The 15,188-nt window shown below is 56.0% G+C and carries 16 protein-coding genes; 4 read left to right on the forward strand and 12 right to left on the reverse strand.

Features of this window, described 5'->3' with window-relative positions; all coding sequences use genetic code 11:
• The 10 genes from ACWIUF_RS04495 to ACWIUF_RS04540 all read right to left on the reverse strand — a co-directional run.
• Window positions 1–206: hypothetical protein (locus tag ACWIUF_RS04495; protein WP_448571047.1), on the reverse strand; the 206-nt coding region annotated here is incomplete at its 3' end.
• Between the two features lie 226 nt (window positions 207–432).
• Window positions 433–1,371 (reverse strand): 3'(2'),5'-bisphosphate nucleotidase CysQ family protein, encoded by a 939-nt coding sequence (locus ACWIUF_RS04500; protein ID WP_448571049.1) that lies wholly within the window; start codon window positions 1,369–1,371, stop codon window positions 433–435.
• Between the two features lie 59 nt (window positions 1,372–1,430).
• Window positions 1,431–2,162, reverse strand: a complete 732-nt coding sequence (locus ACWIUF_RS04505; RefSeq protein ID WP_448571050.1) for a DUF1176 domain-containing protein — start codon at window positions 2,160–2,162, stop codon at window positions 1,431–1,433.
• Between the two features lie 79 nt (window positions 2,163–2,241).
• Window positions 2,242–2,715 (reverse strand): hypothetical protein, encoded by a 474-nt coding sequence (locus ACWIUF_RS04510; RefSeq protein ID WP_448571051.1) that lies wholly within the window; start codon window positions 2,713–2,715, stop codon window positions 2,242–2,244.
• Window positions 2,716–3,187: 472 nt separating this feature from the next.
• Complete coding sequence (locus tag ACWIUF_RS04515) at window positions 3,188–3,445, reverse strand: ferredoxin-thioredoxin reductase variable chain (RefSeq protein ID WP_448571052.1); 258 nt, start codon at window positions 3,443–3,445, stop codon at window positions 3,188–3,190.
• A 151-nt stretch (window positions 3,446–3,596) separates the two neighbouring features.
• Window positions 3,597–5,504: a PP2C family protein-serine/threonine phosphatase gene (locus ACWIUF_RS04520; protein WP_448571053.1), complete on the reverse strand. Its 1,908-nt coding sequence runs from the start codon at window positions 5,502–5,504 to the stop codon at window positions 3,597–3,599.
• Between the two features lie 26 nt (window positions 5,505–5,530).
• Window positions 5,531–6,043: an inorganic diphosphatase gene (locus tag ACWIUF_RS04525; protein WP_448571054.1), complete on the reverse strand. Its 513-nt coding sequence runs from the start codon at window positions 6,041–6,043 to the stop codon at window positions 5,531–5,533.
• Window positions 6,044–6,150: 107 nt separating this feature from the next.
• Window positions 6,151–6,744 carry a transposase gene (locus tag ACWIUF_RS04530; protein WP_448571055.1) on the reverse strand — a complete coding sequence of 198 codons (594 nt, stop codon included), beginning with the start codon at window positions 6,742–6,744 and terminating at the stop codon, window positions 6,151–6,153.
• Between the two features lie 91 nt (window positions 6,745–6,835).
• Window positions 6,836–8,107 carry a cytosine deaminase gene (gene codA, locus ACWIUF_RS04535; RefSeq protein ID WP_448571056.1) on the reverse strand — a complete coding sequence of 424 codons (1,272 nt, stop codon included), beginning with the start codon at window positions 8,105–8,107 and terminating at the stop codon, window positions 6,836–6,838.
• 95 nt (window positions 8,108–8,202) lie between these two features.
• A complete protein-coding gene (locus ACWIUF_RS04540) occupies window positions 8,203–9,537 on the reverse strand; it encodes a DEAD/DEAH box helicase (protein ID WP_448571057.1) in 1,335 nt (444 codons plus the stop codon).
• Window positions 9,538–9,846: 309 nt separating this feature from the next.
• On the opposite strand from ACWIUF_RS04540, the gene ACWIUF_RS04545 reads away from it, so the two are divergent.
• A complete protein-coding gene (locus tag ACWIUF_RS04545) occupies window positions 9,847–10,392 on the forward strand; it encodes a pyridoxamine 5'-phosphate oxidase family protein (protein ID WP_448571058.1) in 546 nt (181 codons plus the stop codon).
• Here ACWIUF_RS04545 and ACWIUF_RS04550 read toward each other — a convergent pair.
• Together ACWIUF_RS04550 and ndk are read right to left on the reverse strand one after the other, a co-directional pair.
• Window positions 10,389–11,132: an LmeA family phospholipid-binding protein gene (locus ACWIUF_RS04550; protein ID WP_448571059.1), complete on the reverse strand. Its 744-nt coding sequence runs from the start codon at window positions 11,130–11,132 to the stop codon at window positions 10,389–10,391. The two genes, ACWIUF_RS04545 and ACWIUF_RS04550, sit on opposite strands and share 4 nt — an antisense overlap.
• Before the next feature lie 300 nt (window positions 11,133–11,432).
• A complete protein-coding gene (ndk, locus tag ACWIUF_RS04555) occupies window positions 11,433–11,882 on the reverse strand; it encodes a nucleoside-diphosphate kinase (protein WP_448571060.1) in 450 nt (149 codons plus the stop codon).
• 90 nt (window positions 11,883–11,972) lie between these two features.
• Between ndk and speA the strand changes: the two genes are divergently transcribed.
• From speA to sufU, 3 genes are read left to right on the forward strand one after another with little or no spacing between them, the layout of a single operon-like run.
• Window positions 11,973–13,991, forward strand: a complete 2,019-nt coding sequence (gene speA / locus ACWIUF_RS04560) for a biosynthetic arginine decarboxylase (protein ID WP_448571061.1) — start codon at window positions 11,973–11,975, stop codon at window positions 13,989–13,991.
• Window positions 13,992–14,012: 21 nt separating this feature from the next.
• Window positions 14,013–14,645 carry a 5-formyltetrahydrofolate cyclo-ligase gene (locus ACWIUF_RS04565; RefSeq protein WP_448571062.1) on the forward strand — a complete coding sequence of 211 codons (633 nt, stop codon included), beginning with the start codon at window positions 14,013–14,015 and terminating at the stop codon, window positions 14,643–14,645.
• Window positions 14,642–15,136: a Fe-S cluster assembly sulfur transfer protein SufU gene (gene sufU / locus ACWIUF_RS04570; protein WP_448571063.1), complete on the forward strand. Its 495-nt coding sequence runs from the start codon at window positions 14,642–14,644 to the stop codon at window positions 15,134–15,136. Before ACWIUF_RS04565 ends, sufU begins: the two co-directional genes overlap by 4 nt.
• Window positions 15,137–15,188: the final 52 nt, after the last annotated feature.

Consider the following 15,188-nt stretch of genomic DNA (forward strand, 5'->3'; position numbering starts at 1 on the left):
AGCAGGGCGGGGGTGGTGAGCATTTGCCCCAAGAGGCCGAGGAGGTGCTGATGGGTGGCAAGTTGGGGGTTGGGCTTAAACCAGAGATCCACCTGCTGGGGTTCACCGAGGGGGATTTCCAGGCTGATTTCTGACTCGGCACTAAAGGGGGTGAGGAGTCCTTTGAGGTATTGTTTGGCAAATTGGTCGTGGGGTTTGCGGGTCATAGGCTCTACCGTAGCAGCCAGTGAGCCAAACCGTATGGCAAATCCGGCCTCATCTCACGAATGCGACAGAGCAGTGACACGGACATCTTGCCTTGCGGTGGTTAGACGTTCGCCTGCAAGCCGTTAGACTGCCCCTGCCAACGATCGGGCCGGTCTTAGCGCGAGGATGGCAAAATTAACCGGGCACGATCGCTAGGAAGCGCATTCGTTGGGCAGTGAGACGGAACTAATGCTGATCTAATTCACGAACGATCGCGCTGGCAAGGGCACAGAGGTGGGGATGGGCATACCCGTTCGTTGCCAGGATTTCGCCCCACTGGCTGACATCACCCTGGTTATAGCGCAACAGCGACCCGTCAATCCGGCTGACCTGGCCCCCGGCTTCGGTCAAAATCAATTCGGGAGCGGCCAAATCCCAATCCTTGGGAGCCGACTTACCAGACAGGATGGGATACAGGTCGGCCTGTTGCTCAACAATGGCGCTAATTTTGCAACCGACACTGCCCACAAAATGACGACGCGAACAGGGTAGGCGCTTCAGAAATTGGTTAAAGCGATCGTCCCGGTGGGTGCGACTGACCACAAGCGTGAGATCCTCCAGGCGCGATCGGGTCGAAACCGACAGCCGTCGATCCGGCTCGGTTTGCCCCAGGGTTTGGACATAGCTCCCCCCCCCCAAGGTGGCATAGTAGAGTTTCTCCAACTCTGGACAAACCACGACCGCCAAAACCGGACGCCCCCCATAGGTGAGGGCAATATGCAACGCGTATTCGCCCGTGTGCTCGATAAAGTCACGGGTACCATCTAACGGATCAACGATCCACACCCATGCCTGGGGGAGGGGGTTAGCACTACCGCCCGCCTGGTAGGTTTCTTCACTCAGGTAGCCATGATCTAAGCCGTGGGCGATCGTGCGCAGGCGCTCCAGGATGAAATGATTAGCCGCAATATCCGCCGCCGTGACTGGGCCATCGGTCTTTTCCTGAACACCCAGATTGCTGCGCCCCGGTTCCCCCCGATAGTAACTCCGCAAAATTTCGGCAGCCCCCCACCCCACTTGACACACCTGGGGCAGCAAGTCATGGAGCATGTGCTGTGCTTGGGCACTCAGTACCGGCAGGTCATTGGGCATGGGTGGCAACAATTCAACTGAAAAACTTCCCATCCACTTTAACCTGAAGGCACGCTTTAGGACGCTAACTTGCTGTGCCGTCGTTCCGGTATCTAGGGGAAAACCTGTGGATACTCACTGGGGTCAACAAAGTTTTCATCACAGTCAAACTTGGCGCGGTATGCAACCAGTTGGAACTGCCCCCCTTGGAATTGATAGGTGGCCAATGCGCCACAGGTACCCGCCCCGGTAAATTTGGTCAACAGGGTTAACTGCTGTCGCCCCGGTTCATACTCCGGCAGTCCGCCCACCTGCTGTTCTTCGAGCAGGGCAATCTGGCCATTCTCATCTTCTTGGAAGCGGGCCAGTTTCAAGGCCTTCACCTGTGCTTCCCCTGTTGTTTTGTCATAGAGGAGGTATTCATAACTCCCTTGATAGGCAGCCATAAAGCACATCATTTGGACAAGATACTGGTTGTCGCCCACCGGATAAACAATCGAACCACTCGGCGAAACGGCGGCATCAAAGCCATCAGGACAAATGCCTAAGGCTTGCTGACGATCGTACAGGTCCGCTAACACCACCTGGGGATTGGCCGGTGACACGGATGTTTCCGGTGTCGTCGGGTTGGCATCCGGGGTAGGCGACGGGTTGTCCTTAAGGCCAGTCGGTGTTGCGGTGGGTTCGGTTCCTGAGGCTAACGGCGCCGGGGAGGACGCGCTGGGGGGGGCCTGGTGGGTCGCGAGCGCGGACGGGTCTACCGGTTGGGAGGCCGTGGGTTGCCGACAGGCGATCGTGAACAGCAAGCTGGCCAGGACCAGGGAAACACAGGTGACAGGCTTCATAACCGTTGTTGGCGACCTCCGCTTACGCATCCCTAGGGTAACTGATTGGGGGCATCCCTGGTCTGCCTCCTGATCGTGTTCAGGAGGACACCGCGCGATCGCGGGGGGAGCTTGGGACGACTTCCGGGTCAATCCCTAAACGTAGGCCCCACAGCACTAAGCTACAGACCACCACCATCGCAGCAGAGAGGGAGAATAACAAAACGGCAATCAAGATTTCCTGGGGGCTAGTTCCCTGGTAGGTACCTGCGGCGATCGGCATGGAGGTTGCCCCTGCGCCCCAAATGGCCGCCAGCAAGGTCGCTAACCAGTTGGCAAAGGTGCCATAGATCGCTAGGCCAAAGGTGGTCGTTTGCAAAGCTTGACTTAACTGTAGCCGAGGCCAAATGACCCCTAGGATGACCAGAAAAATACCATTCAGAACTGCCTCTAAATGGCTAGACAGGGCCATGCGGGGATTCTGAAGTAAAGGTACAGCAAAGCCAGTGAGTAGGCCAATTAGGAATAGCAAAATACCAAGCTGCACTAGGCGATGGGCATAGCGATTCATCACGATCTTCGTCCTCCTAGCGTGTTTTTTGCGGTGCTGTGTTGATGCCAATTGGGCTATCTCGACTTATGACACGCCAGGATTCTCACCGACCTCACCCAACGAGGTGAGCCGCGATCGCAAAGGGGATGAATTCACGGGCTGAATGGTTAGAAATCAGCGTGGGGTAGACATCCTGCCTGCCACGAACAACAAGCGAGACGGCTATCCCACCCTTAAATCTGTCATCTACTGAGGCTAACCGGGGCCAAGGTACCCTAAGGGAATATTGGAACAGTCCAGAAACAAGTCGTTTTGGCGGCTAAAGTCGCCACTACCAACGCAAAGCAACTCTTTAGAATAGCCAAACGTCGAGGTTCGTCGTCGCGGTTTTAACCACGCTCCTCCTTTTAGCTTTTAAAACATCCTCTTAACTTGTCATCTCCTGAGGCTAACGGGGGCAAGGATTAGCCTAAAACTTCCGCACTCGCTCCTATCAGCTAATGACCTCCAGTTCGTCAGCACGGAAATGGGCGCGGAAGCGCTTATTAAACCGGACCTCGATCGGGCAGTTGGCGCTCACCGGGCGATCGTGCCAATCCAATACCAGATTAATCACTTCCCCTTCCTCGCCTTTGATATCACGGGCTTCGTTACGATGTTCGGGGTGGTGATAGACAATCACCGATGTCTTTACCCGCACCGGGGTGCCGATCGCAAAGGTGGTACGGAGCGTACTGAGATCAGGATTCATAGTGTTCTTCGATACTGACTTACCACAGGCCAATGAAAAAAATACCCCAAGGGGGGACCGTTGCCATGCGCACCCGATCGCAACTTGGGTTCTTTCTATCGTCACATAGGAGTGATCCCTCATACCCAATGGCTGACGGAATCCCCCAGCATTAATTTCGATCCAGTACCCTTTCCCGCTGGGTAGACGGTAGGTTCAGCCGAAACTCCTGGAAGCTTTCCGGGTATAGCTGTGACCAGGCCAACAGGCCCACACTGCCCCCCAACAGGAGCAACACCAGTAAGCCCAGGCAGGAGCGTACACCCCTGAAGAGCGATCGCTGTCGAGTTGGGGTTGACGGAGCCGTCGAAGGACTGGGTTCAGCAGTGGGTTCGGTATCGTAGAGCAAAGCCTTGGAGGCAGCCGTCAGTTCCTCGGCAGGGATCGCCAGGTCACTTGTGGCTGGAGTCGGAGGGCGATCAGGATCTGGTTGGAGATCCAAGGCCACGGTGGGGGGATGAATCAGGACCGGATATTCGGGCGTGACCCGACAGTAGGTGAGCACCACCGAAGTATTGTCGTGGCCGTTTTGTTGATTGGCCCATCTAAGCAGGGCGTCTACTGCGCCACTCAAGGATTGTTCCCCCCGCAAAACCGGCACTAGGTGGGTTTGCCAACACCGCTCCACCAGATCATGGTCACTGAGGCCATCGGAGCAGAGGAGCAGCAAGCCATCCTCATCCAGGATGAATCGCTGCACGGAAGGATAGAGCAAGTTGGCTTCACGGGTCCCGATCGCCTGGGTGAGGGCACCGGCCTCTGGCTGGCGTAGGGCTTCCTGGTACAAAGCCCGCCCCAAGCGCACCTCACGGGTGGTCACATCGTCATCAATCGTTAATAGTTGGCAATAGTCAGTCGTGATCCAATAGGCTCGACTATCCCCCACCCAAGCCAAATAGAGTTCATGGGCCGTCGCCGTTGCACCAAAGCGCTGGGGCAATTGCAACGCCATCACCAGCGTGGTCCCCATGCGCTGCCGCGACGATCGTTGTTGCTGGTCGTTTTGGCTGGCAATCACATTGTTCACCACCCGAATCGCTTCGGTAATTTGCTCACTCACCACCTCCGGAGCCAGCAGTTCCTCCTGGCTAGCCACTTCCGTGAGCAAGGCTTGCATCTGGAGTTTTAGGGTTTGCACCGCTAGCTGACTGGCCACCTCGCCCCCCTCATGCCCGCCAATGCCGTCACACACTAGGCTTAGGGCGGGAATTAAGAGGCTATGGGGCGGCACGCCCTGATGGGCCAGATCGCCCTCGGTGGGGTAGCAATTATCCTCGTTGTGGGCTTGGTTAGGACCCGCATCTGTCCCCCCGGCAATCCGTAGCCGGAGGGGAACCTGGGCGGCTTGGTGCAGCAGTAGTTGATTCAAACGGGCAAGTACGGCCCCCAGGCTAACGGTTTGCGATCGCAATTCTTCGGCCAATTGTTGTAACGGCGCGACGATCGCGGGTTGGGTGAGGGGCAACCAGGGTGCCCAATTATCCATGAGCGTCGCCAGGGAAGGGGGAGATGGATCGAGGGGATTATCTTGGTGGAGTTCCAACAGGCGAATACACCAGCCCTCCACCCGCACATTATCCGGATGCAGCAGGCTGGAAACCACGCCTTGTTCCGACAGGGGGGTCCACAGTTCCAGGATTTGCCAGAACCAATAGACCTGCCGTAAGGCCGTAGCGTAGGGCCAGCTTTCGGTTACTGTGGGATACAGTTGACCGCCCGCATTGATGGGGACATGGTCAAGGAGAAGAATGGCGGCCTGGGGATCAGCCGCAAGTTCCCACTGGCAAAAGCCGTAGGCCACGGGCAGGTGCAACCGCAGGGGATAGAGATAAAGATAGGGCCGGACGCGATCGGGTAAATCGCGGGGAATCTCCGGCAGGGCTTGGGGTTGGGTATCCTGCCACAGTTGGGGGGCCACTACCTGGTAGCGATCGGCCACCCGTTCACCGACTGGGATCTGTGCCGCCAGGTCGCCGACAGCCCAAACATAGCGTGGCGGGTTCATACTGGCATCCTTCATGGTCAGTTTCCCCGCATTCCCAGGATCTATTTTTGTCCAGCTCGCACACACTGTTCCACCAGCGGGGCGACGCGATCAACATCTTCCCAGCCCAGAATTTCCGTCACCTTTTTCTCCAGGTTTTTGTAGCTACGGAAGAATTCGGCAATCTCATCCAGCCGGTGGGAGGCCACATCGCGCAGGGATTTAACATCGGCATAGCGCGGGTCCTTATCAGGCACACAGAGAATCTTTTCATCGCGATCGCCGCCATCAATCATCAACAGCATCCCGATCGGACGAGCCGCAATCACACAACCGGGGAATGTCGGCTGATCAATCATCACCATCCCATCCAGGGGATCACCATCATCCGCCAAGGTGTTGGGCACAAACCCATAGTCATAGGGGTACTGTACGGAGGAATACAAAACTCGATCGAGGGCAAAGGCATTCAGGTCCTTATCAAACTCATACTTATTGCGGCTCCCGGCGGGGATTTCGATCAAAACATTAATCAAACCAGGTTTGGGTTGGGCCGGAATACGGGTTAAATCCACTGAGATTCTCCATCACAACGCTCGATTCTCCAGCGTACCGCAATCCTGGCGTAAGCTCCAGGACCTAGACCTCGGAGGTTTCAGAAACCTCCGAGGTCTTTTTACGGCTACTCATCCAACATGAGCGCTTTCAGGTTCGTTGCAAGCTCTCTGGTCATGGCCGATCGCGGCGCATCATCGGGCTTCAAAAATGTCTGATATGCTGCCTCAGACACCAATTGCCGCTGCACAATCTCCAACTTTGGTAAGGTGCCCGATCGCAGGCCCGCATCGTCAAGATAACTGGAAAACTCCCAATCCTTGGGGTGAGCCACGATCCCAGCTTTCACCGGGTTCAGGTGGATGTATCGCGTCAGATGGTACAGATACTCGTCACTATCCACCGCGATCGCCTGAAACTGTCCCTGAAACAAAACCCCTACCCGGTTGTAGCGCCGATTCATCGCTTTGGTGTAGGCCACGGATAGCCGCATCATCGCCCCCGACACGTCATCAGTTTTACACTGCACCAACAAATGATAGTGATTCGGCATCAAGCAATAGGCCAGTACATCCAGGGTTGGTTCGATTAAATAGCGGCGGATCAATCGCAAAAAGTGCAGATAGTTTTCCCGTACAAAGAAGATGGGCTTGCGATCGTTGCCGCGATTATAAAGATGGTAGTAATGCCCTGGCTGGAACGTGAGATCTCGGCGTGGCATGGAGGATAACGGGATGCAAGATTCCCTTAAAGTTTCTCATAACCCAAGAAAGACCTCCGAGGTTTTCAAAACCTCGGAGGTCTGGGTCGGTCTAGGTTAACCATCGCGATCGCGGCGGTGTCGTTTGGACTAAGGGCTTCCCTTGGGCAATCACATGGGTGACGGTGGCACGGCGACGGAGGGCGTCGTAGGGATTTTCCGCATCCAGAACGATCAGGTTGGCGGGTTTACCCACCGCAATCCCGTAGCGGTCCTCAAGATTCAGGGTACGGGCACCGTTGATGGTGATCATGTCGTAACAGGCATCGATTTCGGCAAGACCCGTCATCTGGCAAGCATGGAGGGCCATGTGGGCGACTTCAAGCATATTGCCAGTCCCCAGGGCATACCAGGGATCTTGGATGCAGTCGTGCCCCAGGCTAACGTTGAGGCCATGCTGCCAGAGTTCCTTCACGCGGGTGAGACCCCGGCGCTTGGGGTAAGTATCCGTGCGGCCCTGGAGGGTGATGTTGATCAAGGGGTTGGCGATAAAGTTCAGTTCCGTGCGTTGCAGGATGCCCATGAGCTTCAGGGCATAGGCATTGTTGTAGGAGCCGAAGGCGGTGGTATGGCTAGCGGTAACCCGTGCGCCGAGGCCCGATCGCAGGGTCAACGCAGCCACGACCTCCAGAAAACGTGATTGCTCATCGTCGATTTCGTCGCAGTGGATATCGATGAGCCGATCGTAGGTTTGGGCTAGGTCAAAAATGTGCTGGAGCGATCGCACCCCATCCTCCCGCGTCAGTTCATAGTGGGGAATCCCCCCGACCACATCCGCGCCCAGGCGCAAGGCTTCCGCCATCTGCTTTTCGGTGTGGGCATCGCCATAGACCCCATCCTGGGGAAAGGCAACCACCTGGAGGGTCAACCAATCCCGCACCTGTTCACGTACCGCCAACAGACCCTTGAGGGCCGCTAAACTCGGTTCGCTCACGTCGGCATGCGTGCGGACAAACAGGACGCCCTGGGCCGCCATGAGCTTAAGGGCCGCGATCGCCCGCGCCTCCACATCCGCCTGGGTTAACGTTTGCTTGCGCTCCCGCCAAATCTCAATCCCCTCAAAAAGCGTGCCACTTTGGTTCCAGCGCGGTTCCCCCGCCGTCAGAGCCGAATCCAGATGAATGTGGGACTCCACAAACGGCGGACTCACCCATTGCCCATTGAGCGCAATTTCCTGGGTAGCGGTCAGATCGAGATGGGGCGCGATCGCCACAATCTGGCTCCCCTCGATGCCAATATCCCCGCGATCGCGGCCACTGAGGGGAGCCTCTGCCCCTTGCCTGTCCTGCCATTGACCATCTCGCAAAATCAGATCTAGGGCCATCGTCCAGTCGCAATGTCGATCAAAAATATCAGGGTAATCCCGGCTGATGGGCCAAGTCTACCCTGATATTCACAGAATTTGTTGCTGCGTAAACGTTAGGCAGAATGGATCTGCTTACCCGATCGCGGCGTGGGCACCTTGGCGTGCTTTACCGGAACCGTCGTTCGCGCCGCATCTCCTTTGGAGAATTGCGTGGGGCGGGCCACTCCCCGCGCCTGGTCACGATTCCCCCGGTAACGGGGATTGGATGAGCGCTTGCGACTGGGCATTTCCACCCCCGAATGCAGCGGGGCCGTCGGTTCATAGCCCGGCACCACATCCTTCGGCAGATCCCGCTTGAGCAGGCGTTCAATGCCCTTCAGCAGCGTATACTCTTCCGGACTGACCAGGGAGATGGCCTGCCCTTCCTTCCCAGCCCGACCCGTGCGACCAATGCGGTGCACATAGTCTTCCGGCACCATTGGCAACTCAAAGTTCACCACATGGGGCAAGTGATCAATATCCAGACCACGGGCCGCAATGTCGGTGGCGACCAATACCTGGACCGCTCCCTGCTTGAACTTGGCCAAAGCGCGCGATCGGGCCGCTTGGCTCTTATTGCCGTGGATCGCTTCGGTCTTGAGGCCATCCTTCGCCAATTGTTCCGCCAGCCGATTCGCGCCATGCTTGGTGCGGGTGAAGACCAGGACCTGGCCCCAGTTGCGGTAGCCAATCATGTGGGACAGCAGTTCCCGCTTGCGATGGCGATCGACCGGATGAATCAGTTGATCCACCGTCTCCGCCGCCGTATTGTGGGGCGCAACCTCCACCTGGACAGGATCGGTGAGCAAATCGGCGGCCAGTTTCTTCACCGCTGGGGAGAAGGTCGCTGAGAACAGCATCGTCTGCCGCTGTTGGGGCAGTTGCGCCAGAATTTTGCGGATGTCGGGCAGGAAGCCCATATCCAACATGCGATCGCCCTCATCCAGCACCAGCATTTCCACCTGCTCTAGGGTGACGGTACCCTGCCCTAGGTGATCGAGCAGACGACCGGGGGTGGCGATCAAAATGTCAACCCCGCGCCGCAGCTTTTGGATTTGGGGGCCAATTTTCACACCGCCATAGACGATCGCCGATCGCATGGGGAGATACTGGCCGTAGGTTTGCACACTTTCACCAACTTGCGCCGCCAACTCACGGGTGGGGGTCAGAATCAAAGCCCGTGGGGAAGAGGAACGACGCTGGGGACGGCGGTTACTGCCGAGGCGGTGCAGCAGGGGTAGGGTAAAGCTAGCCGTCTTGCCGGTCCCTGTCTGAGCACTGGCGAGGAGATCACGCCCTTGCAGAATCAGGGGGATAGCTTGCTGCTGAATGGGTGTTGGTTCGCGATAGCCTTGATCAGCGACAGCACGAAGAATTTCGGTCGAGAGACCGAGGGTTTCAAAGGTCATAGAGTCCTTAACGATGATTGTGCTCCTGGGGTGCCCTTATCCCAAATCAATCGTCTGGGCCAGCCAAAGAGCAGTGAACGGATGAGATGAAATGGCAGCCCCGAATGTGGTGTCCACAGATGGGACGGGTGCCATTGACCCGCGTTAGACCGGAATGGGCGAGTCGTTACTTATCGTAACAAAGCGTATCACACTTTGAGCCAAAATGTTTTGATAAGGATTGATTTTGCTCGAAATCGCTTGGCATTGACACTTCGGCATCGACACTCATGAGGAGTTGAGATTGACTATACAGGAGCGTCACTAAGAATGCAGCCTGCTACTGCTGACAATGGTTGGGTAAGTACCCTGGAGGCGGACCAAGCGGCGACAATTGCCTTAGCCCATGCCTTAATTGCCAGTATCCCCTACTGTACCCTGTCTACCTGTTCGCCAGACGGTTGGCCCTGGGTATCGCCGATATTCTTTGCCTACGATGCAGCTTGGCGAATCTACTGGTCATCGGCGATCGCGGCTCGCCACTCCCAAAATCTCTACCATAATCAGGGACGTGCCGTGATCGCTATCTACAATAGCCATCGATCCGTAGAAGGTCCTAAAGGGTTGTATTTGCAGGGTTGTGCTGCTGAGGTTGACCCCCCACAGGTGGCGTTGGCGATGCACCGACTCTTTGAACGGGCTGGGAATCAGCCGGATCGCACGCCCCAAGACTATCTTGGTGACTCGCCTCGGCGGCTCTACTGCTTTCGGCCTGAGGCTGTCTGGATCACAGGGGAACGTTTGGCCGTGGGGCAGCAACAGGTGGATACCAAGATCAAACTCAACCTGAAAACCTTACTGGGGCAAAGCTATTAGGCAGCCTGGCGTTTGTTCTGGGGAAAATGGTCAATGCGGGCCGTGCCGTAGAAGACGATCGTATCGCGCTGAATCCGGACCCGATCGACACGGAGTTGGGTCCCGTCTAGGGCAAACTTGTCTAAATCAAGCAGTTGGTTGACATGGGCGATCAACGCTTGACCGAGGGCGATCGCTGCCGGTTCGCCCCGGTATTCCACCTCGACAAACTGCACCTTGCGGCGATCGGCCACTGCCAACTGGGTGGTTAAATCTACCGCCAAGGGTGTCGCTGCATCACCGACCTGGATTTGCGTTTGCAACCGGAGGGACTTGGTTTCTCCATCGATCGTCATCACCGTCTCGCGGAAATGGAGGGGTTTGCCCTCGTACTGGAGCCGCTGCAATTTTTCTACGACAAAAGGCGTATTGAAGGAAGCGGTCAAATCGGCCTCGGTCAACACGACCCGCATGGTGGCTTGGGTGGGCTGACGCAGCGTGACCTGACCGCGTAGGATGCCGCCAAAGTCGATCGCCACAGCTTGTAGGTACAACTCCATTGCCTCAAGGCGCAGGCCGTTGTACATCAACATCCCCTTGCCCATGAGATCGAAACCATCGACACTCCCTTGCAACAGCTTCGCCATTGGCTCCACCCGCACCGTTGCCTCCAATTGCTCGGTACGCTTAAACAGGGCTGCGATCGCCCGCGTCACAACCTGGCTAAGGAGCCGTTCACCCCCCTGGGCTTGTCCTGGCAATGGTAGGGTTCCTAACACAACCAATGTTTTAACCCCGTCTAGACCTCTTCCCCATATTAAGAAACATGAAGTATTTTTGCCAAATGTTTCCAAGCCGATCTTAGCGGGCTGGGGTTAGCGACTCGCCAGTCCCCGGTCCTTGACGATCATCGTTCTAAACCGGGGCTGGGATTAAAAGAACAGTGCTCAATCCCTTTCTGGAGAAGCTTTTCAGGCAATTGCACCCTAGGGGATATCAGAGCTGGATGTTCCGACATTCCTGGGGGCAATCTTCAGGATTACTGATGGCCGATGCCAGTTTTATTCATGGAGCCAGGGACCAAGGGTGGGTTCCCAGGCCGCGAGTTCGGCATCACTGAACCAGAGGCCAATTTCCTGTTGGGCAGTTGCGATCGCGTCCGAACCGTGAATCAGATTACGGCCAATGTTGATGGCGAGATCCCCCCGAATCGTGCCGGGTTCTGCCGTCAGGGGATTGGTCGCCCCGATCAACTTGCGGGCCGCAGCAACAACCCCATCCCCTTCCCACACCATTGCGACCACTGGTCCAGACGTGATGTATTCCACCAACCCCTTGAAAAAGGGACGTTCCCGGTGAACAGCGTAGTGGGATTCGGCGAGTTCCTGGCTCACATTGAGAAGCTTCAGCCCCACCAAGGTGAAGCCTTTTCGCTCAAAACGGCCAATGATTTCCCCGACGAATCCCCGCTGGACGCCATCGGGTTTAATCGCAATAAACGTTCTTTCCACGACACTGTGCTCCTGGCGACTCACTAAGACTGGGCAAATATAGATACGATACACTGACAATCGGTCGCATAGGCGAGGGAGATCGCGCAAATGGGTTCGAGGTCACAACAATCAACTGCCATTGCTCAGAACGGTGCGCAGGCGCAGACTCAGGCACGATCGTCCCAGACTGGCACTGAGGCAGGACGATCGCGGGTTGAGACATCGATCGCGTCATCCGCGTGGACGATCGAAGCCAGCGAAGAGCTATATCGCATCAATGGCTGGGGAGAACCCTATTTTTCGATCAACGCGGCGGGCCATGTCACCGTCTCGCCCAAGGCCGATCGGGGGGGGTCTCTGGATTTATTTGAATTAGTCAATGCCTTGAAGCAACGGAATTTAGACCTCCCCCTGTTAATCCGCTTTTCCGATATTTTGGAGGATCGGATTGAGCGCTTAAATGCCTGCTTTGCGAAGGCGATCGCCCGCTATAGCTATACCGGGACCTATCAGGGGGTTTTCCCGGTCAAATGTAATCAGCACCGCCATTTGGTGGAGGATCTGGTGCGTTTTGGTAAGCCCCACCAATTTGGTCTAGAGGCGGGTTCCAAGCCAGAATTATTAATTGCCCTGTCCCTATTGGATACCCCAGGGGCACTGTTAATTTGCAATGGCTACAAGGATCGCGAGTATGTGGAAACCGCGATCCTGGCCCAACGACTTGGGAAGTTACCGATTATTGTTTTGGAGCAAGTGGAAGAAGTTCCCCTCGTCATCGCGGCCAGCCGTAAGTTAAAGATTGAGCCGATCGTGGGAGTACGGGCCAAGCTCAGCAGTAAGGGCGTTGGGCGGTGGGGCTGTTCCACGGGCGATCGGGCCAAATTTGGCCTGACCATTCCCGAAATTCTGGACGCGGTGGAACAATTACGTGAGGCGGGTTTACTCCACTGTTTGCAACTGCTCCATTTCCACATTGGTTCCCAGATTTCGGCCATTAGTGTGATTAAAGACGCTATCCGAGAAGCCAGCCAGATCTATGTCCAGCTAGCCAAACTTGGAGCCGATATGCGCTACCTGGATGTGGGGGGTGGCTTGGGGGTGGATTACGACGGCTCCAAAACCAATTTCCATGCTTCCAAAAACTACAATATGCAGAACTACGCCAATGATATTGTGGCGGAAGTGAAGGAAGCTTGCGAGGGACAACTGCTCACTGTGCCCATCCTGATTAGCGAAAGTGGACGGGCGATCGCTTCCCATCAATCGGTCCTTATTTTTGATGTGTTGGGCATCAGTGAAGTCCCTAGTGCCATCCCAGAACCAGCCCAAGAGGATGATCATTTGATTGTCCGAAATCTCTATGAAACCTATCAATCGATCAACGAGGAAAACTACCAGGAAGCCTATCATGATGCCACCCAATTTAAGGAAGAGGCCGTCAGTTTATTTGTGTTTGGCTACCTGAGCTTACGCGATCGGGCCAAGGCAGAACGACTTTATTGGGCCTGTTGTCGTAAAATTCAACAGATCGTGCGCCAGCAGGACTATGTGCCGGATGATCTGGAGGATTTGGAAAAGATCATGGCGTCGATTTACTACGTCAACCTATCCGTCTTCCAATCCGTTCCCGATAGCTGGGCGATCGATCAACTTTTTCCAATTATGCCGATTCACCGCTTGGGCGAGGAACCCACGGAACGAGCCACGCTAGCTGATCTCACCTGTGACAGTGATGGCAAAATCGATCAGTTTATTGATTTACGGGATGTGAAATCCGTCTTGGAACTTCATCGACTTAATCCGGAGGAACCCTACTATCTAGGTCTCTTTTTAGGGGGAGCCTATCAGGAAATTATGGGCAATCTCCATAACCTGTTTGGCGACACCAATGCCATCCATATTAAACTCACGCCCAAGGGCTATGAAATTGAACACGTGGTCAAGGGCGATACGATGACGGAGGTGCTCAGTTACGTGCAGTATAACTCGGAAGATTTGGTGGAAAATATTCGCAGACAAACGGAGCAAGCGCTCCAAGATCACCGCATTACCCTCCAGGAATCCCAGTTGTTGCTCTCTAACTACGAGCGCAGCCTGAGCCGCTATACCTATTTAACCCATGAGTAGGGGAATGGTGGGTATCTCAAGATGTCACTAACAACTTCAAAATCAAACCTGCGGCGTCAATACCTCCAACAGCGTCGGGCCTTGTCTGTGGAGGAATGGCAGCAAAAAAGCCAAGACATTTGCGAGCATTTGCGATCGTCCCCCTGGTTCCAACAGGCAACAACCATCCTGGCCTACTTCAGCATCCGCCAGGAACCCGACCTGATGCCCCTGATTACCGCCTACCCCGATCGCCGCTGGGGATTTTCCCGTTGCCTGGGCAATGATTTGCTCTGGCATACCTGGTCGCCAGGTGCCCCCCTGATTACCGGCCAATATGGCATTGCGGAACCCCTAGCCACCACCCACCGCCTTACGCCCGCCGAGGTGGACTTGATTCTGGTACCTGCGGTTGCCTGCGATCACCGGGGCTATCGCCTTGGGTATGGGGGGGGCTATTACGATCGCCTGCTGGCCGATCCGGACTGGCACCCGCAGCCAACGATCGGCCTCGTCTTCGACTTTGCCTACGTGCCTAAGCTGCCCATTGATCCCTGGGATCGGCCCCTCCATGCCATTTGCACCGAAAGCACCCTGACGCTGATCGCCCGACCGAGGGGAGACAGCCCTGCTAGGATCGGAACGGACACCCCTACAAAACGTTACAGGCCATGACCCTGGGCAATCTGCGTGACCTCTACCAACAGGTCATCCTCGACCACTACAAAAAACCGCGCCACAAGGGCAAAACCGATCCCATCGATCGCCAGCAACGGGGCCACAATCCCTCCTGCGGGGACACGATCGAACTGACGGTGCGCCTCAGCCAACCCGATACAACGGACGACGCGATCCGGATTGCTGATGTGAAATTTGAGGGCGAAGGCTGTGCAATCGCGATCGCCTCAGCGGACCTGATGGCCGAAGCCCTACGGGGAAAAACCGTTCCCGAAGCCCTGGAGATGGTGCAACGTTTCCAGCAGATGATGAAGGGCGAGGCAGAATTTCCGAAGGAACTGCGCAAACTCAATGTCATGCAAGGCGTTGCCCAATTCCCAGTCCGCATCAAGTGCGCCACCCTAACCTGGCATACCCTGCGGGCCGCCCTCGAATCCCAGGAAGCCCCCGCCGCTGGCTATGTCAGCAATGAAGGGGAGGAAACGTGAGCCAAGGGACTGACCAGAACAGGGTGTACAAAGAACTAGGGAATAGGCGATA

The organism is Trichothermofontia sp., from assembly GCF_053493415.1.

Coding starts and splice junctions, on each gene's coding strand:
- ACWIUF_RS04500 (WP_448571049.1), bottom strand. CDS start 1,371: ATGGGAAGTTTTTCAGTTGAATTGTTGCCACCCATGCCCAATGACCTG.
- ACWIUF_RS04530 (WP_448571055.1), bottom strand. CDS start 6,744: ATGCCACGCCGAGATCTCACGTTCCAGCCAGGGCATTACTACCATCTT.
- speA (WP_448571061.1), top strand. CDS start 11,973: ATGGGTTCGAGGTCACAACAATCAACTGCCATTGCTCAGAACGGTGCG.
- ACWIUF_RS04520 (WP_448571053.1), bottom strand. CDS start 5,504: ATGAAGGATGCCAGTATGAACCCGCCACGCTATGTTTGGGCTGTCGGC.
- sufU (WP_448571063.1), top strand. CDS start 14,642: ATGACCCTGGGCAATCTGCGTGACCTCTACCAACAGGTCATCCTCGAC.
- ACWIUF_RS04565 (WP_448571062.1), top strand. CDS start 14,013: ATGTCACTAACAACTTCAAAATCAAACCTGCGGCGTCAATACCTCCAA.
- ACWIUF_RS04545 (WP_448571058.1), top strand. CDS start 9,847: ATGCAGCCTGCTACTGCTGACAATGGTTGGGTAAGTACCCTGGAGGCG.
- ACWIUF_RS04515 (WP_448571052.1), bottom strand. CDS start 3,445: ATGAATCCTGATCTCAGTACGCTCCGTACCACCTTTGCGATCGGCACC.
- codA (WP_448571056.1), bottom strand. CDS start 8,107: ATGGCCCTAGATCTGATTTTGCGAGATGGTCAATGGCAGGACAGGCAA.
- ACWIUF_RS04505 (WP_448571050.1), bottom strand. CDS start 2,162: ATGAAGCCTGTCACCTGTGTTTCCCTGGTCCTGGCCAGCTTGCTGTTC.
- ACWIUF_RS04540 (WP_448571057.1), bottom strand. CDS start 9,537: ATGACCTTTGAAACCCTCGGTCTCTCGACCGAAATTCTTCGTGCTGTC.